This is a genomic window from Hoyosella subflava DQS3-9A1, assembly GCF_000214175.1.
In the GTDB taxonomy this organism is placed as follows: domain Bacteria; phylum Actinomycetota; class Actinomycetes; order Mycobacteriales; family Mycobacteriaceae; genus Hoyosella; species Hoyosella subflava.
Map to the genome: position 1 here is coordinate 2,504,369 of NC_015564.1, position 20,967 is coordinate 2,525,335.

General features: G+C 61.4%; 20 protein-coding genes. 9 read left to right on the plus strand and 11 right to left on the minus strand.

Annotated features, from left to right (window positions below; translation table 11 throughout):
• Nucleotides 1-151 precede the first annotated feature (151 nt).
• The gene (locus AS9A_RS11790) at nucleotides 152-2,311 is read left to right on the plus strand and encodes a thiamine pyrophosphate-dependent enzyme (protein WP_013807245.1); all 2,160 of its coding nucleotides are present in this window, start codon (nucleotides 152-154) and stop codon (nucleotides 2,309-2,311) included.
• Here the strand turns inward: AS9A_RS11790 and AS9A_RS11795 are convergent.
• Both AS9A_RS11795 and AS9A_RS11800 read right to left on the minus strand, forming a co-directional pair.
• Nucleotides 2,298-2,717, minus strand: coding sequence for a VOC family protein (locus AS9A_RS11795; RefSeq protein WP_013807246.1), 420 nt, complete (start codon nucleotides 2,715-2,717; stop codon nucleotides 2,298-2,300). The genes AS9A_RS11790 and AS9A_RS11795 overlap by 14 nt on opposite strands.
• A 61-nt stretch (nucleotides 2,718-2,778) precedes the next feature.
• Complete coding sequence (locus tag AS9A_RS11800) at nucleotides 2,779-3,489, minus strand: type 1 glutamine amidotransferase domain-containing protein (protein ID WP_041451862.1); 711 nt, start codon at nucleotides 3,487-3,489, stop codon at nucleotides 2,779-2,781.
• Nucleotides 3,490-3,571: 82 nt separating this feature from the next.
• On the opposite strand from AS9A_RS11800, the gene AS9A_RS11805 reads away from it, so the two are divergent.
• Complete coding sequence (locus tag AS9A_RS11805; RefSeq protein ID WP_013807248.1) at nucleotides 3,572-4,495, plus strand: LysR family transcriptional regulator; 924 nt, start codon at nucleotides 3,572-3,574, stop codon at nucleotides 4,493-4,495.
• Between the two features lie 2 nt (nucleotides 4,496-4,497).
• Here AS9A_RS11805 and AS9A_RS11810 read toward each other — a convergent pair whose 3' ends face one another.
• Both AS9A_RS11810 and AS9A_RS11815 read right to left on the minus strand, forming a co-directional pair.
• Entirely contained in the window at nucleotides 4,498-5,643 is a 1,146-nt protein-coding gene (locus tag AS9A_RS11810) for an aminotransferase class V-fold PLP-dependent enzyme (RefSeq protein ID WP_013807249.1), read from the minus strand.
• Nucleotides 5,633-6,253 carry a TetR/AcrR family transcriptional regulator gene (locus AS9A_RS11815; protein ID WP_041451046.1) on the minus strand — a complete coding sequence of 207 codons (621 nt, stop codon included), beginning with the start codon at nucleotides 6,251-6,253 and terminating at the stop codon, nucleotides 5,633-5,635. Before AS9A_RS11815 ends, AS9A_RS11810 begins: the two co-directional genes overlap by 11 nt.
• A 122-nt stretch (nucleotides 6,254-6,375) precedes the next feature.
• Here AS9A_RS11815 and AS9A_RS11820 point away from each other — a divergent pair, with 122 nt between their 5' ends.
• Genes AS9A_RS11820 through AS9A_RS11830 form a run of 3 tightly spaced genes read left to right on the plus strand, consistent with a single transcriptional unit; the run spans nucleotide 6,376 to nucleotide 8,976 of the window.
• Nucleotides 6,376-7,248: an alpha/beta fold hydrolase gene (locus AS9A_RS11820; RefSeq protein ID WP_041451047.1), complete on the plus strand. Its 873-nt coding sequence runs from the start codon at nucleotides 6,376-6,378 to the stop codon at nucleotides 7,246-7,248.
• Nucleotides 7,249-7,300: 52 nt separating this feature from the next.
• A complete protein-coding gene (locus AS9A_RS11825; RefSeq protein WP_049793892.1) occupies nucleotides 7,301-8,329 on the plus strand; it encodes a DUF6670 family protein in 1,029 nt (342 codons plus the stop codon).
• A 35-nt stretch (nucleotides 8,330-8,364) separates the two neighbouring features.
• On the plus strand, nucleotides 8,365-8,976 hold the full coding sequence (locus AS9A_RS11830) for a cysteine hydrolase (protein ID WP_013807253.1): 612 nt from the start codon (nucleotides 8,365-8,367) through the stop codon (nucleotides 8,974-8,976).
• Here the strand turns inward: AS9A_RS11830 and AS9A_RS11835 are convergent.
• On the minus strand, nucleotides 8,971-9,627 hold the full coding sequence (locus AS9A_RS11835) for a class I SAM-dependent methyltransferase (RefSeq protein ID WP_013807254.1): 657 nt from the start codon (nucleotides 9,625-9,627) through the stop codon (nucleotides 8,971-8,973). The genes AS9A_RS11830 and AS9A_RS11835 overlap by 6 nt on opposite strands.
• A gap of 116 nt (nucleotides 9,628-9,743) precedes the next feature.
• Between AS9A_RS11835 and AS9A_RS11840 the strand changes: the two genes are divergently transcribed.
• Together AS9A_RS11840 and AS9A_RS11845 are read left to right on the plus strand one after the other, a co-directional pair.
• Complete coding sequence (locus AS9A_RS11840; protein ID WP_083826532.1) at nucleotides 9,744-10,643, plus strand: AraC family transcriptional regulator; 900 nt, start codon at nucleotides 9,744-9,746, stop codon at nucleotides 10,641-10,643.
• A 79-nt stretch (nucleotides 10,644-10,722) separates the two neighbouring features.
• Nucleotides 10,723-12,366, plus strand: coding sequence for an alkaline phosphatase D family protein (locus AS9A_RS11845; RefSeq protein ID WP_013807256.1), 1,644 nt, complete (start codon nucleotides 10,723-10,725; stop codon nucleotides 12,364-12,366).
• 19 nt (nucleotides 12,367-12,385) lie between these two features.
• Here the strand turns inward: AS9A_RS11845 and AS9A_RS11850 are convergent, their stop codons facing one another.
• The 3 genes from AS9A_RS11850 to AS9A_RS11860 all read right to left on the minus strand — a co-directional run bounded on the left by AS9A_RS11850 (nucleotide 12,386) and on the right by AS9A_RS11860 (nucleotide 15,202).
• Nucleotides 12,386-14,032, minus strand: coding sequence for a glutamate synthase-related protein (locus AS9A_RS11850; protein WP_013807257.1), 1,647 nt, complete (start codon nucleotides 14,030-14,032; stop codon nucleotides 12,386-12,388).
• Nucleotides 14,033-14,200: 168 nt separating this feature from the next.
• Nucleotides 14,201-14,932 carry an alpha/beta fold hydrolase gene (locus AS9A_RS11855; RefSeq protein WP_013807258.1) on the minus strand — a complete coding sequence of 244 codons (732 nt, stop codon included), beginning with the start codon at nucleotides 14,930-14,932 and terminating at the stop codon, nucleotides 14,201-14,203.
• Nucleotides 14,933-14,935: 3 nt separating this feature from the next.
• On the minus strand, nucleotides 14,936-15,202 hold the full coding sequence (locus tag AS9A_RS11860; protein ID WP_013807259.1) for a helix-turn-helix domain-containing protein: 267 nt from the start codon (nucleotides 15,200-15,202) through the stop codon (nucleotides 14,936-14,938).
• A gap of 81 nt (nucleotides 15,203-15,283) precedes the next feature.
• Between AS9A_RS11860 and map the strand changes: the two genes are divergently transcribed.
• A complete protein-coding gene (gene map / locus AS9A_RS11865) occupies nucleotides 15,284-16,060 on the plus strand; it encodes a type I methionyl aminopeptidase (protein WP_013807260.1) in 777 nt (258 codons plus the stop codon).
• Between the two features lie 3 nt (nucleotides 16,061-16,063).
• On the opposite strand, the gene AS9A_RS11870 is transcribed toward map, so the two are convergent.
• A complete protein-coding gene (locus AS9A_RS11870; RefSeq protein WP_013807261.1) occupies nucleotides 16,064-17,437 on the minus strand; it encodes an NAD(P)/FAD-dependent oxidoreductase in 1,374 nt (457 codons plus the stop codon).
• A gap of 131 nt (nucleotides 17,438-17,568) precedes the next feature.
• Here AS9A_RS11870 and AS9A_RS11875 point away from each other — a divergent pair, with 131 nt between their 5' ends.
• Entirely contained in the window at nucleotides 17,569-18,228 is a 660-nt protein-coding gene (locus AS9A_RS11875) for a nitroreductase family protein (RefSeq protein ID WP_013807262.1), read from the plus strand.
• Between the two features lies 1 nt (nucleotide 18,229).
• Here AS9A_RS11875 and AS9A_RS11880 read toward each other — a convergent pair whose 3' ends face one another.
• Both AS9A_RS11880 and betT read right to left on the minus strand, forming a co-directional pair.
• Nucleotides 18,230-18,676 carry a L,D-transpeptidase gene (locus AS9A_RS11880; protein ID WP_013807263.1) on the minus strand — a complete coding sequence of 149 codons (447 nt, stop codon included), beginning with the start codon at nucleotides 18,674-18,676 and terminating at the stop codon, nucleotides 18,230-18,232.
• 166 nt (nucleotides 18,677-18,842) lie between these two features.
• Nucleotides 18,843-20,966, minus strand: coding sequence for a choline BCCT transporter BetT (gene betT / locus AS9A_RS11885; RefSeq protein WP_013807264.1), 2,124 nt, complete (start codon nucleotides 20,964-20,966; stop codon nucleotides 18,843-18,845).
• Nucleotide 20,967 lies beyond the last annotated feature (1 nt).

Below are 20,967 nucleotides of genomic sequence, written 5' to 3' on the forward strand. Positions count from 1 at the left end.
CTCGTCTGAATCCATCTGCGCAAGTCACCACTAACGACGTTTTCGTGCCGGTTTCGTTGACCTCCGCAGGCGGATTTTCCGTCGAGTGGCACCAACGCGGCCTGATCTCGCCCGTACGATCAACAGGAGGGAGCGCCGAGGAGGCCGGGCAATGACTGAACCGGTTGATGACCACTTCATCCAAGCGGTAGCAGCCATGGCAGTGCCGCCGCACCTCCAGGAAAGCACGTCACTTTCTGCCCGCGACATTCTGGAACTCTTCAACTCGCAGATCGGAAGCCGTCACCTCGATCTAGCGGCGCGGTGGCTTCGCGCGCAAGGGAGAGGCTTTTACACCATCGGGTCGTCCGGGCATGAGGCAAACGCCGCGGTCGCCCGGGCGACACGTGTCACAGATCCCGCATTTCTGCACTACCGGTCCGGTGCGTTCTTCCTCGAGCGTGCCAGGCACGTGAGCGGCAGCGAGCCGCTGCGGGACGTACTGCTGGGAATCGTTGCGGCTGCGGAGGAGCCAATCGCCGGCGGGCGCCACAAGGTCTTCGGACGCCGCGATCTCAACGTCATTCCGCAAACGTCAACTATCGCCTCTCATCTCCCGCGCGCTGTCGGCGCAGCGTTCGCGATCGGCCGCGCAGCCAAACTCGGAACTCCGATTTTGTGGCCAACCGATGCGGTGGTCATCTGCAGTTTCGGTGACGCGTCTGCCAGCCACTCAACAGCGCTCGGTGCGATCAACGCCGCATTGCACGCGTCCTATCAACGTCTCCCCATACCGCTGCTGTTGGTGTGCGAGGACAATGGAATCGGCATCAGTACTCGCACACCGCCCGGCTGGATCGAATCGAGCTTCAGAGCCCGGCACGGGCTGCAGTACTTCAGGTCAGACGGCACTGACGTCACCGAGACGTACCGCGCAGCAGTCGCCGCCGTGGAATGGGTGCGTGCGCGACAGCGGCCCGCCTTCCTGCACTTGCGCACGGTTCGGCTTATGGGGCACGCCGGGTCGGATTATGAACCGGCATATCGCACTTCGCGTGAGATTGCGGCGGACCTGGCCGAGGATCCGCTGATCAAGACGGCACGATATCTCGTGGGGTGCGCGGGTGTCTCCCCCGATGCAATCCTCGAGCTGTACGAGGACAAAAGAACGCAGGTCCTCGATATCGCGCGAGAAGTCAGTACCGCACCGCAGCTAGCGACCGCGGAAGAGGTGATGCGGCCACTGTTCGCTGTCGCGGAAGAGAGCATCGCCGCTGAATCGTGCCTGGCGGAGCCGATCGGCACGCGCGACGAATTGCGGACGGTCGCGCAAGCCATCAACCAGGCCCTTGCCGACATACTCAGCCAGAACCCGGAAGCTATCGTCTTCGGTGAGGATGTCGCGCTGAAAGGCGGAGTCTATGGGGTAACGCGCGGACTGCTGAAGCGTTTCGGTTCTCCCCGGGTTTTCGACACCGTACTCGATGAGCAGACGATTCTCGGTCTCGCACTGGGAACGGGACTTGCTGGCCTCTTACCGATCCCGGAAATCCAGTATCTCGCGTACCTCCACAATGCGGCCGATCAGATCCGCGGTGAGGGTGCCAGCCTGCAGTTCTTCTCGAACCGCCAGTACCGCAACCCAATGGTGGTTCGCGTCGCGAGCTACGGGTACCAAAAGGGATTCGGCGGGCATTTCCACAACGACAATGCGATCGGCGCGCTGCGCGACATTCCTGGGCTGATCATCGCGTCACCATCCCGTCCTGATGACGCTGCGGGCATGCTGCGGTCGTGCGTAGCAGCGGCCAAGACCGCGGGTGCAGTTTGTGTTTTTCTGGAACCCATAGCGCTGTATCACACCAGAGATCTGCACCAGGACGGTGACGAAGGATGGCTTGCGCGGAGTTCGCCAGAAAATCAGGTGCCGCTCGGACGGGCCCGCACATACGGTGGCGGGACCGACCTCACAATAATGACCTTCGGCAATGGACTCAGAATGAGCCTGCGTGTCGCGCAGCAACTCGATGGTCTCGGAATCCAATCCCGCACAATCGATTTGCGATGGCTGTTGCCGCTTCCCGCAGATGACATTCGTCGCGAGGCGCGCGCGACCGGCCGGGTCCTCGTGGTCGACGAGACCCGGCGCTCTGGCGGACTGAGTGAAGCCATCTTCGCGCTGCTTGTCGACGACGGATTCACCGGGCCGCTGCGCCGCGTGACGAGCAAAGATAGCTTCATCCCGCTCGGCGACGCGGCAGCTCACGTCTTGTTGTCCGAAGCCGAGATCAAAAACGCGGCCATCGGTTTGGCGCGGTCTACTCGTTCTTAGGCGATGCCAGTGACCATGTATGCCCGAAGGGGTCCTTCACCTGTCCGTAGCGGTCACCCCAGAACTGATCGGCCAGTTCCATGAGGACGGTCGCACCCGCGTCGAGGGCACGCTTCCATGCTGTGTCGACGTCCGGTACTTCGAGATGGATGACGACTGGAGAGCCACCCAGAGCCTGCGGCGTGCTGCCCTGGCCGTTTCCGTACTCTGGGAAGTCGTCCATCAACATCACGAGCCCGCCGTTTATTGTCACTGCCGCATGCATGAGACGTTCGCCGTCTTCAGCGGCCACTCTCTGCACTTCTTCGGCTCCAAACGCGGCCTTGTAGAACTCAATCGCCTTCGCTGCGCCGTCCACGACCAGGTGGGGCGTAACAGGTGGCATCGCATACTCATTTTCAGCCATCACAGACTCCTCTCGTAGCAACCGTATCGGTTGAGCTACTGACCTGTGCTGCCGTCGAAATTCATCGGCCTTTCTCGTTGTTCAGCGACGCAAGTATGACTTCAGCGAGCGGCGCGGAGGAGGCTGGGTTCTGACCAGTGAAGAGGTTGCGGTCGACGATAACGTTCGGGGACCACGGTTCACCTTCCTGGAAATCGGCTCCGATCCGCTCAAGCCGGTCTTGCAGAAGCCACTTTGCTTTGTCGGCGAGGCCAGCCTGCTGTTCTTCAGCGTTAGTGAACCCCGTCATTCGATAACCCGCAAATGGTGATTTCCCATCGGAGCCTGTCGTTGCGAGAAGTGCAGCCGGTGCGTGGCAGACCACCCCCAGTGGCTTGCCGGATCGGAGCGCCTCAGTGAGGATCTTCGCAGAGTCCGCGTTCACCGCGAGGTCTTCCATAGGCCCATGCCCACCAGGATAGAAAACGGCTGCATAGTCGTTTAGGTCGATGTGTTCGAGTTCAATAGGCTGCTGCAGTTCCTTGAACGACTCGAGGGCCTGCGAAATCTCGTCAGCCTTCTCCTGGCCGCCGTTTGCGTCGGCCGCGAGGCTCGCCTCGTCGACAGTAGGTACAACGCCGCCGGGCGTGGCGACGACGATGTCGTATCCAGCCTCACTGAAAGCCTGATAGGGCGCGACGGCCTCTTCGGCCCAGAAGCCGGTGGGGTGTTGAGTGCCGTCGTCCAGCGTCCATTTGTCGGCGCCTGTCATTACGAACAGTATCTTTGCCATAGAACGACCGTAGGCACGCACCACATGACATTTCCAATAGGATTCCTGATGTCTGGTATTCAAATGCTGATAGTCTGCGATTATGGCGGGCGCGGCACGCGATCTGAACCATCTACGCACGTTCCTCGCCGTTCACCGGACGGGGTCTTTCACTGCTGCTGCTCGCGTTCTTGAGTTGTCGCAACCCACTGTGACCGCGCACATTGCGGCGCTTGAGCGAGAACTCGGACGCGAACTTTTTGCGCGACGGGGAAGCGGGGTATCCGCGGCGCCATACGCGGACGCGCTCGCCGCTCAAATAGCGGGGCCACTCGACTCGCTCGCCATTGCAGCGCTGCCCTCGTCAGCCGACCCTCGGGATGAAGCTCAGCCCGTACATCTCGCTGGGCCGGCTGAACTTTTATCGGCGCGGGTCCTGCCCGCACTGAGTCAGCTAGTGGTCCAGGGAGTACGAGTGCGCATAGCCACAGGCCTGACCGATCCGCTCCTCGATGAATTGCGCGTGGGTCGGCATGACCTCGTTATCGCCACCACCCGGCCGCGCAGCAGATCAGTCGACTCCGTTCCGCTGATGGACGAAGAGTTCGTTCTCGTCGCTTCACCCGCCTGGGCGGGTCGGCTGAGGGCGTCCGGGGCACCCCAGCGAATTGCAGAAGAGGTCCCGCGCCAACTGCATAGCGTTCCGCTCATCGCCTACGCGGAGGATCTGCCCATCACCAGGCGTTACTGGCGGCATGTGTTTGGGCGTAAACTCGCGCAGTCACCGTCGATTACCGTTCCAGATCTTCGTTCGGTCAAGGCAGCGGTGATCGCCGATGCGGGGTTCGCGGTGCTCCCGCGATATCTGTGCGTCGAGGCACTAGCGAGCGGCGCGCTAACCGAACTGTATTCACCAGACGATCCACCGATCAACACCGCTTACCTGGCGTGGCGGTCTGGCCCCTCGACTAACCCCCATGTCGCCCTTGTGCGTGAGGAAATTCGGCGAGCTGCCCGGGCGTGGTGAATTCACAGGCAGCCCGCGAGGACATCCCGAAATCGTGTGAGGTCCTCTTTAGTGTTGTAGACGCTTGGTGCCACCCGCAGTACCCCGCCACGGAACGACACGTACACCCCGGCCTCGGTGAAACGCCGCGGCATGTCGCTGGGCGCATCCGCTGGAAGCGTGAGACCCACAAGATGTGCGCTCCGGTGCGCTTCCGGTACCGCGCTGAGGCCCAAATCCTCAGCGTCCGAGACGATCTGCTTGATGTGCTGCTGGGTTGCGGCTGCGATGCGGTCAATTCCCCAGGCCTCAACCTGCGTGAGCGCGGCAATCGCCATAGGCACATGGATGAAACTCGACGCTTCGCCCATGTCGTACCGGCGCGCGCCGGCCTGGAAGTTCTCCGTGTACGCGACAAGCCGGTTGAAGTCGTCACTGCCCGCACGCGAGAGCCAGTTGCCTTCGAGCGGCACGCCTGTGCGCAGATGCGGCGCAAACCATGCGTACGAGAGATTGAACGGACCGAACAGCCACTTGTATCCCACGGCGCAAACGACATCGGGCTGAATCGCCGTTACATCCATCGTTTCGGCCCCGAGCCATTGGCTGGCATCGACTACCAGGACAGCACCGGCTTCGCGCGCTGCGGCGCCGATGGCTACGAGATCTACTGTGGCTCCGTCGGTCCAGTGGCACGGAGGTATAGCGACCACAGCTGTGCGTTCATCAATGGCTGCGAGGATCTGCCGCGTCCATTCAGCGGATGATGGGCGCGGAATTGTCAGTACCTCGGCCCCGGAGCGCGCCGCGGCGGCGGAGAACGCATAGAACGGTGATGGGAATTCCTCGGCCAGCATGAGGACCTGGTCGCCTTCGCGCAGAGTGATGTTGGATGCAGCCGTCGCCATTCCGTATGAAACTGACGGACCCAGCGCCACGCCTTCGCTGTCAAGCCCGGTGAGCGCGCCGAATTGGTGGCGCAACTTCTCAAGAGATGTGAAGAAATCAGAGGGTGCGAGCCGCCAGGGCTGAGCCTTACGCTTGACCGCTTCGATGCCAGCCTCCGACACGGTGCGCAGCTGTGGCGACATATAGGCGCAGTTGAGATACGCGACGTCTTCGGGAAGGTCGAAACGGTCGCGCTGAACCGGAAGCGGATCAGGAGTCATGGCCGCGCGTGGGGCGGTTGGTCATGAGGTTGATGATACGGCTGGACCGCCTGATCATTTGTTCTGCCGTTTGGTCGGGGTGGCGCAGCCACCAGTTGACAATTGCCCCGACGATATTCATCCATACTTCCGTCAGGACGGAGAGATCGTCCGGATCGGTGACGTGTTCCATCGCGCCTACCGCCGCTACCCCGCGGGCTGCCTGGTCGGCCAGGCGAGTCCGGATTCGCCGCGCGGTTGTGGCTGCTGGCCCGCCTGCCGGAAGGGTTCGGTCGAAAATGATGTTCCAGTCGTGCGGCCGTCGCTGAAGCGCGTCGAAGAACGCTCGCAAGGTCGCTTCTGCACGCACAGCGGTCGGGCCCTCAGCCTCGAGTGCGGTTTCGATGCGGTCGCACAGGTTCGTTCCGGCGCGATCCGCGCACGCCGCATAGAGGCCGTCCTTAGAACCGAAGTAGCTCACGATCAGGGGTTTCGAGATTCCTGCTTTTGCGGCTACCGCGGCGAGGGACGTGCCCGTGTAGCCGCTGCCGCCGAACTCATCGGTGGCTATGTCGAGGATCTGCTGCTCACGCTGGGCGCGCGGCACGCCTTTGGTTCCTGCGGTGCTCATTGTCTTCTATCTAAACATCTTTGACTGGACCTGTTGACGCTTCATATGACTACACGGTAATTTACCGATCGGTAAGTTAATTGAGGCGGCACAACGGAGTGCCCGCCGAAGGGGGTTTATTCATGAAGCGTTCACGCGTACACGTCGTGCTCAACGATGACCTCGTCTTCGATGTGGTCGATTCGGGACCATTAGGGGGTGAACCTGTGGTGCTCCTGCATGGGTTCCCGCAAACGGCGTCATCGTGGGCGCATGTCTCTGCCCACTTGCATCAACGTGGGTACCGAACGTTCGCGATGAACCAGCGTGGCTACACCCCTTACGCGTCCCCACGCGGTCGATTTGCCTATCGGATGAGTGCGCTGGTTCGCGACACTATCGAGCTGCTGAACGAGATCGGTGCGCCCGAAGTACATCTCGTCGGCCACGATTGGGGCGCCGCTGTCGCATGGTCAACTGCCGCCCGCCACCCCGAACGGGTCCGGACACTGACCGCAGTCTCAGTGCCGCACAGGGCAGCATTCGTACAGTCGATGTTCACGGGCGATCAAGCCTTGCGCTCCTTCTATATGTGTCCTTTTCAGGTCCCATGGCTTCCCGAGATGCTCATCCGGCGATATACAGGGCTGCTTGTTCGTGCCCTGTCGTCAACAGGGATGCAGAGCGCCCAGATCGAGCGCGTCCACGATGAGATCGTCCAGACCGGTGCGCTGACAGGCGCTCTCAACTGGTACCGCGCCATGATGCTGGCTAACCCGTTGGAGGTGATGCGCAAGGTACCCGTTCCCACGACGCATGTATGGGGCGCCAAAGACACGGCCCTGAGCCACCAGGGCGCAGGCCTCACGGAACGCTACGTGACCGGTGACTACCGATTCGTCACGCTCCCCGACGCTACACACTGGATTCCCGATCAGAACGCGGACGAGCTCGCCCGCATCATCCACGAACGCGCTAGCACCAATCAGATCGCGCCTGCCATACCGGGCACCTGAATCATCAAAGGAGAAACACGTGGCAACGCTGCCGCAGAAGCTGGCTTCAACGATGCTGCTCAGGGGTCTCGCTCCTCGCCTGGATAGCCGCATCAGCGCCTCATCTGAACCCTTCGACTGTCCCGACATAATTGCACCGCACATCAATTCCGCTCGGTGGGCATGCACTCACTACGGGGTGTTCGTCCCTGAACTGCCCGCGCCGTACCGGTACCTCAATACGATGACCCTCATCGGAGCTTCAGGTGCCCTCTGTTTCGACAACGACTATCTTGTTGCCGAAGACGCACGCCGCACCGCGACGGTGCTGTCCTCCACTGCACACGGCCCAAAGCATCACTACCGGGCATACGACACGAGCGCTGATTGCCAACTCGCAGAGGACAGTTCCCTGTTGCAATGGGGCGATGACCTCACCATTAGGTGTGAGCATCCGCGTTATGCCCTGTCAGCACGGTATGACCACATGGCCGTCGAACTGCAGGTGACCGCGACGCAGGCGGTGTCCTGGTTCGTGCGATCGCCAGTGTGTGACCATTTCAGCCTGCTCGCCACGTACACGGGATCGATCGAGGACGCGACCGGTCACACCGACATTTCGGGGCTCTGCACATTCGAGTACGCGCGCTACATGTCACCGCAATCCCTGACCGCTAAACCCCTGCCCGAGGCTCTGAAGCTTCCGGTGGACTTCTTCACCTACCAGATCGTCAACATCAACGAACGCACCCAGATGTTGCTCACCGATGTGCGTGCAGCGGGCGTGTCCGCGTGCAGACTCGGCCATCTTCGCAGCCTCGATGGTGACGCGCGTGTCTTCGAGGACGTCACCATGGAGGTCCTGGGGTACCAGAGCGAACCAGCAATCGACCCGCGCGGCCGAAAGATGCGCGTCCCCGCGAAACTCCGGTGGACAGTTCGGGAAAACGGTAACGAACTTCTGCGTTTCGATGCGGACGTCGACTCTCCGCTCCGGTACGGCCACGGACGAGGTTACGTCGGCGCTTACACCTACAGCGGCGCGTGGCGCGGTGAACCGGTGACCGGCACTGGTTATCTCGAGTGGGTCGACTGCGAATAGAGCCCTCTGGGCTGTATCGGTGGCAGGATGACGGGATGACGTTCGAGGCTCAGCGAACCGCGCTTCTTGGCCTGCACTGGCAGGTGAATGTGATCAAGCCGGAGGGTTTCTTCGGTCCGATGCTGGCCGAACCAGTCGCCAGCAGCGGCGTAGTGGATCGTGCTGTCGCTTTCCATCAGGCGATCAGCGAGATAGGCATCCCCCTGGTGTTTACTCGATTCACCATTCCTGAGGATGAAGGACTCCTCGTTCGCAACACGGGTTTCATGTCCGCAGTCGGTGCGGCACAATCTGCATTCCGGCCGGGCAGCGCTGGCTGCCAGGTCATTCCTGAGATGGCGGACCTGGCAGCGCAGCAGCACATCAGTGATAACCAGAAGCTCTCCGGACTCGCTGGCAGTGCCCTCCCGCAGTGGCTGAAGGAGCAGGGTGTCGACACCTTGCTCATCACGGGGGTGGCAACGAATCTGACTGTCGAGCAGACAGCGCGGCACGGAACTGATCTAGGTTTCACTGTTCACGTTGTCGCTGATTGCGTGGCTGCAGCTGACCATTCGGTGCACGAGGGGTCGCTCGCTAACCTCGAGCTCGTCACCGCTGGCTCTTTGACCTCCGTCAGCCTTCTCGAATCACTCAGGGCCTCATAAAGAAGCCTCGAAGTAGGTCAGCCGCCCGAACCGTGTAGCGCGGGTGTCGGCTTCTCGTACGTCGGCAAACCCCGCGGCGCGCAGACGATCAGGGATGCCCTCGCCCAGGTGATCATGGACATGTGCCTTCGCGCGCCGGCTGCGGGTCAGCCAGCCATGGGAACGGTGCGCGCCTCCTGTCACATCGACGAGGTGCAGCTGTCCTCCTGGCCGCAACACGCGCTGGACCTCAGCTAGGGCATCCTGCTTCACCTCGGTCGGCAGGTGATGCAGCATGAAGGCGGAAAGCACCTGGTCGAACGAGTCATCATCGTAGGGCAGCCGTTGCGCGAACCCGCGTTCGAACTGAACATCGAGGTGCCTGCGGGCGGCTTTTTTCTCCGCACGACTGAGCGCCTTCGGGTCGGGGTCGATGCCGGTGAACTCCGTAGACGGATACAGCTTCTTAGCGAGAAGGAGGAGATTCCCCGTACCGCAGCCGATCTCGAGAACGCGACCACCGGGAGAAAGCGCGGCCTGCCGGAGTAGCAGCTCGTGATAGCGCCGGAGATTGTTCAGCGTACTGAACGGATCGTACAGAGGCAGAAGCCAGTCACGGCCAAAACCGGGAAGGTACCACTCGTCGTGCGGATGCGCTTCGGTGTGAGTCATTCCATCAATCCCTTCGGAAGATATTCGGATTCTATTGAGCGTAAAGTGGCAGGCAGTTGCAGGGAACGGGTGTTCTTTGGCTTTTGTAGGACGATATTTGTAGAACGGGGCTGCTGATGAGTACGAGGATGCTGCGCCGCCTCAGCGACGGAACCCCCGTCGTAAGCTATGAGGTCAGACCGGGGCTGCCAGCGGTGAGCGTGACGCGATTCGAGGCGGGCGTACGCGCGCCGGAGAAGTCCTCCCACGCACACGATTTCGTTGTGCTTTGCTTCTTCGAGGACGGTGGCGGGAGCGTGCGCACAGGGGGCCAGCCTCACCTGATAGCGCCGGGTGATGTATGTGTCGTGACACCGGGTCAGGTGGTATCGGCGCATGATCATGACTCCGGTGATTCAGGTGGCGGGTGGCTCGTGTTCTTTCCGCCAGAAGTACTGCGAACCGGCGCCGCAGGTGAGTGGCGTTCTCATCCACTTCTCAGTCGCTTCGTCAACGGCGCCACCGAAACCGCACAGTGGCTCAATGTCCCAGAAGAGGGCAGGTACACATGGTCGCAGCGTTTCCAGTCGCTGGAGCGTGAACTGAAAGAACGCCGCGACGGTTACCGCGACGCAGTACTGGCGCACCTCACGCTGCTCCTCGTTGACACGGCACGTTTAGGCGAGAACGTCGTCCGGGATCTCCAAACAAAGAACGAGCCCCTCCTTGCAGCCGTCTTCGCGCACATTGAGGACCACTACGCTGAACCGTTGGCTCTGACAGATATCGCGCGAGCGGTCGGCCTGACTCCTGGGCACGTGACGACGACAGTGAAGAACAAGACTGGTCGTACTGTCGGGGAATGGATTGTGCAGCGGCGCATGGCCGCGGCACGTCGATTGCTCGCCGATACTGTTATTCCTATTGAGGAAGTCGCGCGCCACACCGGTTTCACCGATCCCGGCTACTTCACGAGAATCTTCCGCCGCAACCACGGGACCACCCCACTCAACTGGCGACGGTCGGGCAATGCGTAGCGCGCATTCTCAGGTATCCGTCAGCATTAACCCGCAGAATGACAGCGTGCATCCAGCGTCGCGAAGGACACCAGAACTCATGGTCGGCCCACTCTTGAGGTACGTCGACGCGGACTCCGCAACGGTCTGGGTACAGACGAATCAGCGATGCCAGGTGACCGTGATCTGCGGCGATCAGTCGGTGACCGAGTCCACGTGGTCAGTCCATGGCCGGCACTTCGCGTTGATCGTGCTCACTGGCCTCACTCCAGGAAGCGCGCTCCCGTACTCGCTCGAACTGGACGGCGAACCGACGTGGCCCCCAGAACTCGGGGAGAGCGAGATGATACGGCCCCAGAGTGTGATCCGGACTCTCCCCGAAGGGGCATCTCCGGGCCGCCGTACGCGAATCGCGTTTGGCTCCTGCTACCGCGCGGGCGATCTCTCCCCCGGGGTTTCGAAGGAACTGGGCGCGGACTCACTCGTCGCGCTGTCGCGTTTCATGATGAGCATCGATGCCTCGGAGTGGCCTGACGTCCTGTGTCTCCTCGGCGATCAGGTGTATGCCGACAATGGTCCGGAGTCACTCGCCGAGCACCTCACCCGCGAAGACGACGGGCAGCTGCACGCTGTCGACTTCGGGCAGTACGCAATCCTCTACGAGGAGGCGTGGACACAGCCGGATGTGCAATGGCTCCTCTCAACCGTCCCCACCTGCATGATTCTGGATGACCACGATCTGCGCGACGATTGGAATACCTCGTCTGCGTGGCGGCACGAAGCCGCGCAGAACCCCCACTGGAACCGGATCGTCGAAGGCGCGCTCTCCTCGTATTGCGTCTACCAGCACCTCGGTAACCTCTCGCCTGCGCAACTCGCCAACGACGTCGTCTTCAATGCACTGCGTAGTACGCGGGACGAAGCGGACCGGGACGAATTCCTGAGAAGGTTCGCGCTCGACTCCGACCGGCACCCAGAGCAGGCGCGGTGGAGCTTCGAGAGGAACTTTGGGCTCGCGCACCTGGTGATGGTCGACACCAGGTGTTCGAGGGACCTTACTGAGACGGAACGACGGCTTCTCGACCGGGAAGAGTGGCAATGGGTACGCGGCCAGGTACTCGAATCCGACGCCCCGCATATCCTGATCGGCACGTCACTCCCGGTGCTGATGCTGCCCGGTATTCATCAGCTCGAAGGCTGGAATGAAGCAGTATGTGCGGGTCGCTGGGGACCCCGATGGGCCCGCACGGGTGAACGAATTCGCCGCGCCCTTGACCTGGAGCACTGGGGCGCGTTCCGCGCGTCCTTCCTCGACATGGTGGCGCTCGCCCGCGATGCTGCTCGCAAACCGCACCCGCCCCAGACGTTCACATGGTTGTCGGGAGATGTCCACAGCTCGTACATCGGCGCCGGTAAACTTGACGAACTGCCGCACTCCCCCATGGCGATTACCCAGCTCACGATGTCCCCGTTCCGGAACCCGCTGCCGAAGGCAGTCCGCCAAGCGAAGAAGATTCTCGGCGCACGAACTGTGGCCACGGCATTCCGCTGGATCGCGCACCGAGCGAAGGTCGACGACACCGGTCTCGACTGGACGATCCCGCACGGTCCTTGGTTTCGCAACGGCGTGATGACGCTCGATCTTACGGACGACCGCGCACTCGCGCTCATCGACCACGCCGTCATCGCCGAGGACGGCAGCCACCGGCTGCACCGAACGGCGACAGTGGAGCTGCGAGCGTGACCGCGGACTAGACGATGCGCTAAGGCGCGGTCACCCCACCAAAAGCGACGCCCGACAGCGCGGACACGTCGCGTTTCCACGTGACAAGGTCGTCGTAACTAAATTTCGAAAGATGGTCATGTCCGCAGGCTCGCGCCATCACCTGCATCAGTTCGACAGTTGCGCCGAGATATCGAGCGAGCCGTTGCGCTGCTTCGTCGACGGGAAGGCGGCTACGCAAGACCGGGTCCTGGGTCGCGATGCCGACGGGGCATTTGTTCGTGTGGCACGCTCGCATGCCCAGACATCCGATGGCCTGCATCGCCGAGTTTGCGATAGCGATGGCGTCGGCGCCCAATGCGAGTGCCTTGATGAAGTCAGCGTGGGTGCGCAGTCCACCCGTAATGATCAAGGTGACGTCATGCACCCCAATCGAGTCAAGATGGCGGCGCGCTCGCGCTAGTGCAGGGATCGTCGGTACTGAGATGTTGTCCCGGAAGAGGAGCGGCGCAGCGCCCGTCCCGCCACCGCGACCATCGAGAATCACGTAATCGACTCCGATGGCCACCGCAGCGTCGAGGTCGCGTTCGATGTGCTGCGCAGACATCTTTACGCCGATCGGGATCCCCCCGGTGGCCTCCCGGATCTCAGCCGCGACACGCCGGTAGTCATCGACACTTGTGAGGTCTGGGAAACGGGCAGGAGAAACCGCTGGGGTACCTTCTTCGAGCCCGCGGACGCGCGCGATCTTGCCCTTTACTTTGTGGCCCGGCAAATGCCCGCCGGTTCCGGTCTTCGCCGCCTGCCCAAGTTTGAAGTGGAACGCCTGGCTGGCAGTGACCTTTTCGATCGTGTACCCAAATCTCGCCGACGCGAGTTCGTAAAAGTACCGGCTGTTCGCAGCTTGCTCTTCGGGGAGGACCCCACCTTCCCCTGAACAGATACCTGTGCCTGCAAGATCGGCGCCAAGGGCGAGTGCGGTTTTCGCCTCCTCGGAAAGCGCTCCGTAACTCATGTCGGAGACCAGAAGCGGGATCTCGAGGCGCAGCGGACGTGCAGCTCGCGGTCCGATTGTGACAGCAGTACCGACAGCGGCGTCATCGAGCAGCGGCGGAGTTGCAAGTTGTGCCGTCACCAGCTGCAGATCGTCCCAGGTGGGCAGGTCCGCGCGCGGTACCCCCATCGCTTCGACCTGACCGTGATGCCCGACCTTGGTGAGACCGTCAGTCGCGAGACGCTGAATCGCGCCGTTGTGTGGTTCTTCCGGAGTGCCCTTGAAATCGGCGTAAAGGCCCTGGTAAGCATCTCGCGCATACTTCTGCGGATGGTGGTTTTCCCATCGTGCGATTTCTGCCTCATCGACCCAGACCGCACCGTCTTCGACCCAGGCGGAAAACTTCTTCAGGTCTGCACCCTGGTAGTGAATATTGATGCCCGTCCCGGCGTCGTAGGTGGAGCCGTGGAGACCGCACACTAACCGCCCGGCTCGAACAAGTCCGTCGGACAGCAGAGCACCACGATGCTGACACCGCCCGTACATCACGGAAACACCCTGGTTTCCGCGGTGACGGATGATCACCAGGTCCACGTTCGCGACAAGCGCATACGCGGGTTGCTCCGGCAGGAGGTCGTCCCATGCCGCGATCTTCGTGGCGCCCACTGAACTGACAGAAATCTCGGCACTCATCACTTTCCCCTTCTGCTCGGTGAAACAGTACCGGCACGTCCCCCTCAGTGCCCTCGTGTCCGCGGAGGCTGCGGTTTGGACGGCGTCGCAGCGGTAACGTCTGAACCGTAGATGCTCACCAGAAGTGCTTCATTGCACGGTCAGTGAACTTCCCCGTGCGATGCGAAGCTAGCTCGTCGACGTTCCTGTAAGGGTTGCTGCCGCTTCCTTGACTATCGCGGCGAATGCGTCTGTGTGCGAGGCTGGAAGGTAGTGTCCGGCGCCCGGGATCACACGCCGGGTTGCGTTCGCGGAAGTGGCAACGAAGTTCCGTTCGTGCGCGCGAAAATGGTCGAATCTGCCGTTGACAAACCACACTGGCCCGGCGTAGGCGCGCAGCGCTGCCAGCACATCGAATCGTGTCACCTCGCGCACCACGTCCGGGATGACTTCCGTGGCTATTCCTGCCTGCATCATTTCCTCGACAAGTGGTGGTTCGGCGAACTTTTCGAGCAGTGAGCGACTGAGACGATCGCCCCGGTCCGGCAAGCGCAAAAGTAGGCGATGCGCCGCAAGGAATGGCAGGCCAAACAACCTGTTCGGAATAGCTGTCGCGCCAGCGATCAGGAGTCCGGCGAACTTCTCGGGGGTTCGCGCGGCTGCCGCGATGGTCATGTACCCGCCGAGGGAATGACCCACCACGAGGGCTCTGCCTCCCACTTCATCGATCCCCTCGTAGATAGCCTCGATCGCGCCATCTACCGTGAATGGCTGGCCGCGGCGTTTGCCGTGGCCAGGTAAGTCGACCGCGATTGCGCGATGGTTCGCGGCATGAAGGCGACGGATGTGTTCTCCCCACGCGGCGCTACTGAGCCGGATTCCGTGCACGAAAACGACGGGCGGCTGGCTGGCGGTGTCCACAGCTTATGACGCCTTCTGGAACGCGTCAGCATCACGCCAGGCATCAGCGATTGATTGCAGCGGAACGTCAAGTGCCACACTCAGGTGCACGATTGTGCCGAAGGCGGGGGTTGGCATGCGGCCGGTTTCGATCTTGCGAAGCGTCTCGGGCGAGATCCCCGCGCGGGATGCCACATCGGCCAGCGCGCTATCGCCGCGAGCTTCACGGAGAAGCGCACCTAGTCGGCGCCCCGCGGCGATCTGTTCTGGGGTGAGCGGATTCCTGACCATGTATTGAGGGTACCGCGAGTGGTATTTAAATACCCACCCAGATAAGGTGGTATTTAAATACCAACAGGAGGGGCAGGGGTAGTGGTTGAACTCAAAACACCAGCAGAGATCGAGCGGATGCGGGTTTCCGGGGCATTCGTCGCGACGGTCCTCGACGAGCTCTCTGACCTGGCCGGCGTGGGGGTGAACGTGCGTGAACTCGAACAGCACGCGCGCACCATGATCCGAGCGCGGGGCGCGGAATCGTGTTTCTGGGACTACTCACCATCCTTCGGGTCAGGCCCCTTCCGCAACGTGCTGTGTGTCTCCGTCAATGACGCTGTCTTGCACGGACTCCCATCCAGCTACACCTTGCGTGACGGCGACCTCCTTTGCCTGGACCTTGCGGTCGCAATCGATGGCTGGGTCGCTGATTCCGCGCGCAGCATGATCGTCGGCACACCACGAGGTGACGATCAGCGCCTCCTTGAAGCGACTGAACACGCACTTGCCGCGGGCATCGCAGCCGCCCGCGCAGGCAACCGCCTAGGCGATGTGTCGGCAGCCATCGGTGCAGTAGCGAACAAATACAGCTACCCCGTGAACACCGACTTCGGTGGCCACGGACTGGGCAGAACCATGCACGAGGAGCCGCATGTGCCGAATAAAGGCATCCCTGGCCGGGGCATGAAGCTGCGGTGCGGAATGACACTGGCGATAGAACCCTGGTTCGCGAAAACGACCGATCGAATCATTCTCGACGATGACGGTTGGACCCTCCGTTCCGCGGACGGCTCGCGCGGAGCGCACTCCGAGCACAGCATCGCAATCACGGAAGCGGGGCCTCTGATTCTGACGCTTCCCGCACAAGTGCTGTAGCCACTACCCCGCTTGAGGCTTGGACTTTTTCTTCCGCTCCTCGACCTCCTCGATCGCCTGGCGGCCAAGCATCCATTGTTCTGTCACGTTGAGCTGAGTACGCGCATTCGACACAAACGCGAACGTCCAATACAGCAGCGTGCTGTACCGGTTCTTGAATCCGACCAGGTAGAACAAGTGGATAGCGAGCCACATGAACCAGCCCACCACACCCGTCACCGGGATCTTGCCGCCGATGACACGCCCGACCGCGCTGTACTTCGAGATGACAGCGATGCTGCCCTTATCGAGGTATTTGAATGGCTTCCGGTCGCCCGGCGAGCCAGCCGACTCCGCGACCTCTGACTTGATGAGCTTGCCGACATAAGTTCCACTCTGGATGGCGGCCGGGGCGATACCCGGGACATCGTCAAGCGCCATCATGTCACCGACGATGAAGACGTTCGATTGCCCCTCGATCGTCAGATCCGGGTTAACCCGCACCCGGCCCGCGCGGTCGAGTTCAGTGCCGGTCTGGTCGGCCACGATCTTGCCTAGGGAGCTTGCCGAAACGCCAGCCGCCCAAATCTTCGCGTACGCAGGGATCCGCCGTTCGTTTCCCTCTTTGTCCTTGACCACCAAACCGCCCTCGTCGACGTCGGTCACGAACGTATCGAGAAGCACTTCCACACCGATTTTCTCGAGGCGCCGCTGGGCTTTCCCGCCAAGCTTCTCCCCCATGGGAGGAAGCACGAGTGGAGCGGCATCGACAAGCACGACACGAGCCATAGAAGGATCGATGTTGCGGAACGCCCCGACGAGGGTCTGGCGCGCGAGCTCGGCGATCTGCCCCGCCATCTCCACACCGGTGGGCCCTGCCCCCACGACAACAAATGTGAGAAGCCTTGCCTGTTCCTGTGGGTCTTCGGACAGCTCTGCCCGCTCGAACGCGGTGAGGATCTTGCCGCGGAGTTCGAGGGCGTGGTCAATGGTTTTCATGCCGGGTGCGAACCGTGCGAAGTGGTCGTTGCCGAAATACGACTGCTCTGCACCTGCTGCGATGATCAGGCTGTCGTAGGACGTGACGGTCGTGTGATCGGACGCTTCTGACGTGACAGTCTGATTCCGCACGTCGATATCGACGACTTTTCCGAGCAGAACCTGCGCGTTCTTCTGCTTGCGAAGGATGATCCGGTTGGGCACTGCGATCTCCCCAACCGAGAGAATTCCCGTTGCCACTTGGTAAAGGAGCGGCTGAAACAAGTGGTGGGTGGTTCGCGCAATCAGCGTCACATCCACATTCGCATGCTTGAGCTTCTGGGCAGCGAAGATGCCCCCAAAGCCAGATCCGATGATCACTACGTGGTGCCGCTCCAGCTGCGCTGCCTGGGTTCCCATTGCAACTTCCTCATATCGTTCCCGGCCTGACGTCGCCGGTAATTATTCGTATTTCCTCGTAACATTGCCAACCGTATCGAACGCCCGAGTATGACGAAGCGACTATCGGTGAACTCTGGAGGCTTGCCGCGATGGATATCCGATCCGTAGACGAATTGCTCAGTACTACACGCGCGGTGCGCAAGCGCCTCGATCTGGAGCGTCCCGTTCCAGGTGAGGTCATCGAGGAATGCCTGCAGCTTGCTGTGCAGGCACCCACCGGCACGAACGCTCAGGGATGGCGCTTCCTCGTCGTTACCGATGCCGACAAACGAGCAGCGCTCGCCGAGATGTACCGGCGAGGATGGGAACGCTATTACGGCGATGCAGACAGACAGATCGCATCCGTACCGGAGCGATTTCAGGAGCAGCAGCGCCGCCTTGTCTCTTCGGGTCAGTTCCTCGCCGACAACATGCACCGCGTTCCTGTGCACGTAGTCCCGTGCGTTCTGAGCCCGCGCGACGGCGTCGATACCACGTTCCTTCAGGCCAGCCTCTACGGTTCCGTGTTCCCCGCCGTCTGGTCCTTCCAGCTCGCCCTGCGCAGCAGAGGACTTGGCTCCGTCCTGACCACGCTGCACCTTCTCGAGGAAGACGCAGCTGCCGACGTTCTGGGCCTTCCAGCAAACGTGAAACAAGCGGCCCTGCTGCCGGTCGCCTACACCAAAGGAACCGACTTCCGGCCCGCCACAAGGCGCCCGGTCCAGGAGATCACCTATTGGAACTCATGGAAATCGCCCCGCCTGGAGTAGGTCACCACACCACGTGTACCACGTCACCAGGCTGAAGAGTGTAGTAGAAGGTTTGTGCCGCCTCCATAGTCATACGAACGCAGCCACCAGACCCTGAATCAAGTGAGCCTTGATGGAACGCGATACCGCCGTTGAAGAAGACTGAGTACGGCATCGGCGCGTCGTAAATCGTGCTCCAGTGATTGATGTTCTTGAACGTGACATTGAATATGCCCGGTGGCGTCTCATAACCGGGTTTGCCGTGGCGGATGGGAGTCGGACCATAGGTCACCCAGCCGTTGTTCATCAGCCACGCCTGGTTCGTAGACAGCTGCACGCAGGCTTTCGCATAGGACACGCATGGTGTCCAGCTGACCTGCGGAACCTGTGCTGTTGCTGTCGTCCCGAACCCGACCACGAGCGCCATCATTACGCCTGCGGCAGCTGCCGCGATCCTGCGCATCTTCATAACCAACCCCTGCGCCTCGGCAGCGGATGGGACAGCCGGCGAGCGGCTCCACCCGCTCCCACCAGTATCCGCCGCAGGTGATCATGGGGTCAAGATCGCGGTGGGACCCTAATTCTGGGGTACTTCCTCCGGGCTTGCCTAATTGGGCTTGGCTAAATGGGCTTGCCTAAATGGGTTGATCGTCTGGGCGTGCGTCAGACGCGGGCAATCCATGCTCGGGGAGAACTGATGCGTTCGCCGACTCACGGTGCAGGCGCAGGAACTCAAGGTGACGTTCGTACTGGTCGAGAATGTCACCAATGAGCTGTGCTCTGCTGTATCCCATCACGTCGTACCCCTGGCTGCCTTCGTTGAGGTACACACCGAATCGGTAATACGTGGTTTCGGTTGCACCCACAGCTCCTACGGCGAGCGGCGCGATGGACGGTGTGGGGTGCTCCTCCGGCCAGATGCAGTAGGCGAAATCCTCCTCCTGACCCATGGACACTCTCAGTTCGAGATGGGGAACATCAAAAGGCTTCACAGGCTCTTCGAGCACTGTCGCATCCCCGCCCTGGGTGCGGATTTCCTCTGCCACATCCGCAAATGCAGGACGTGCCGATTCCTCGATGAATCGATCGACCGCACGCCTGCCTGGGTAGGTCATCGCCCTTGCAATGCGCTGACGCCACGTGCGTCCAGGCCCGAGCGGTTCTCCGCCGGTCCTCTCGGACAGGGATGCAGACATGCTGGCGCGCGCGGCGTCCTCCCGCAGACGTTCCACCCGAAGCGCTTTGTAGAGCCCCCACATGACCAGGAACATCACGAAAGAGAACGGCAGGCCCATGATGATTGTCGCGCTCGTCAATGCGCCTAGGCCGCCCACCAGGAGCATGGCCATCGTCAGCAGCCCTGTTGCCGCTGCCCAGAATATCCGGACCCAGCGGGACGCATCCGTCGTTGGCGTGGCGAGGCGCGATGTGAAGTTTCCCATGACGAGCGCGCCTGAGTCCGCCGACGTCACATAGAACAACAACCCAACGAAGGTCGCGAGGCCAGCGCTAAAAGTCACGCCGGGATACTGTGCGAGCAGTGTGTAGAAGCCCTCCTCGGGTGCATTCATTGCTGTCTCCCCGAACTCAGCATTCCCGCCCCGGATGAGACCGAGTGCAGTGTTCCCGAAAATCGACAGAAACGTCAGCGTGAACAGGAACGGGATGATCAGGGTGGCTGCGACGAATTGCCGGATCGTGCGGCCCCGGGAAATTCGCGCTAAGAAGAGCCCGACAAAGGGTGCCCAAGCGATCCACCACGCCCAGAAGAAAAGTGTCCAATCGCCGAGCCATTCGGTCGGCTGTTCATATGCGAAGGTGTTCAGTGTCATTCCGGGGAAACGGCTAACGTAGTCGCCGATGTTGAGCACCCAGGAATTGAGGAGCCGGATTGGGTCGTCCCAAATCACTATATAGAGCATGAGACCGATGGCCAGGATGACATTGAGTTCCGACAATCGCCGGATTCCTTTGTCCACTCCGGCGACTGCGGACGCTGTCGCCATGAGTACCGCGACAACGATCAGCCCGATCTGAGCGGCTGTGCCTATCGGAATGTCGAACATGAAGTTCAGCCCGAAGTTCAGCTGGATAACGCCGATCCCGAGCGACACAGCAATTCCGAAGATCGTGCCGATGACGGCGGCGAGATCGACTGTGTTGCCGATGCCGCCGTAAATACGTTTCCCGACGATGGGGTACAAAGCGGACCGGATCGAAAGTGGCAGGCGGTACCGGAAGGCAAAGTAGCCGAGCGCCATGCCCATCAGAGCGTACATGGCCCACCCGGTGATGCCGTAGTGGAAGAGTGTCCAGGCGATCGCTTGCCGTGCAGCTTCGATAGTCTCCGGGTCGCCCTCGGGTGGGGCGAGGTAGTGAGTTACTGGTCCGGCGACCGAGAAGAACATCAGGTCGATGCCAATTCCCGCAGCGAAAAGCATCGCCCCCCATGCGAAGATGCTGTAAGCGGGGCGCGAATGTTGCGGGCCGAGCTTGACAGTTCCGTAACGCGACAGCGCGATATACACGACGAAGATCAAGAACAGAGTCGCAGCGAGGAAGTAATACCAGCCAAAGCCGGTGGAGATCCACCCCACGACAGTGCCGATAGCGTTCGCGGCGCCGTCTGGTGTGATGATCGCCCACACGGACAAGGCGATGATCAATGCGGACGAACCAAAGAAAACCACGGGATTGATACGGTTGCGATCGGTGCTCTGCGCGGCATCGGTCTGGGCACTGTCTTCTGCGGCCACCACT

Excerpts from the sequence above, each read along its gene's own strand:
- AS9A_RS11790 (WP_013807245.1), top strand. The coding sequence starts at position 152 with ATGACTGAACCGGTTGATGACCACTTCATCCAAGCGGTAGCAGCCATG.
- AS9A_RS11795 (WP_013807246.1), bottom strand. The coding sequence starts at position 2,717 with ATGGCTGAAAATGAGTATGCGATGCCACCTGTTACGCCCCACCTGGTC.
- AS9A_RS11800 (WP_041451862.1), bottom strand. The coding sequence starts at position 3,489 with ATGGCAAAGATACTGTTCGTAATGACAGGCGCCGACAAATGGACGCTG.
- AS9A_RS11805 (WP_013807248.1), top strand. The coding sequence starts at position 3,572 with ATGGCGGGCGCGGCACGCGATCTGAACCATCTACGCACGTTCCTCGCC.
- AS9A_RS11810 (WP_013807249.1), bottom strand. The coding sequence starts at position 5,643 with ATGACTCCTGATCCGCTTCCGGTTCAGCGCGACCGTTTCGACCTTCCC.
- AS9A_RS11815 (WP_041451046.1), bottom strand. The coding sequence starts at position 6,253 with ATGAGCACCGCAGGAACCAAAGGCGTGCCGCGCGCCCAGCGTGAGCAG.
- AS9A_RS11820 (WP_041451047.1), top strand. The coding sequence starts at position 6,376 with ATGAAGCGTTCACGCGTACACGTCGTGCTCAACGATGACCTCGTCTTC.
- AS9A_RS11825 (WP_049793892.1), top strand. The coding sequence starts at position 7,301 with ATGCTGCTCAGGGGTCTCGCTCCTCGCCTGGATAGCCGCATCAGCGCC.
- AS9A_RS11830 (WP_013807253.1), top strand. The coding sequence starts at position 8,365 with ATGACGTTCGAGGCTCAGCGAACCGCGCTTCTTGGCCTGCACTGGCAG.
- AS9A_RS11835 (WP_013807254.1), bottom strand. The coding sequence starts at position 9,627 with ATGACTCACACCGAAGCGCATCCGCACGACGAGTGGTACCTTCCCGGT.
- AS9A_RS11840 (WP_083826532.1), top strand. The coding sequence starts at position 9,744 with ATGAGTACGAGGATGCTGCGCCGCCTCAGCGACGGAACCCCCGTCGTA.
- AS9A_RS11845 (WP_013807256.1), top strand. The coding sequence starts at position 10,723 with ATGGTCGGCCCACTCTTGAGGTACGTCGACGCGGACTCCGCAACGGTC.
- AS9A_RS11850 (WP_013807257.1), bottom strand. The coding sequence starts at position 14,032 with ATGAGTGCCGAGATTTCTGTCAGTTCAGTGGGCGCCACGAAGATCGCG.
- AS9A_RS11860 (WP_013807259.1), bottom strand. The coding sequence starts at position 15,202 with ATGGTCAGGAATCCGCTCACCCCAGAACAGATCGCCGCGGGGCGCCGA.
- AS9A_RS11870 (WP_013807261.1), bottom strand. The coding sequence starts at position 17,437 with ATGGGAACCCAGGCAGCGCAGCTGGAGCGGCACCACGTAGTGATCATC.
- AS9A_RS11875 (WP_013807262.1), top strand. The coding sequence starts at position 17,569 with ATGGATATCCGATCCGTAGACGAATTGCTCAGTACTACACGCGCGGTG.
- AS9A_RS11880 (WP_013807263.1), bottom strand. The coding sequence starts at position 18,676 with ATGAAGATGCGCAGGATCGCGGCAGCTGCCGCAGGCGTAATGATGGCG.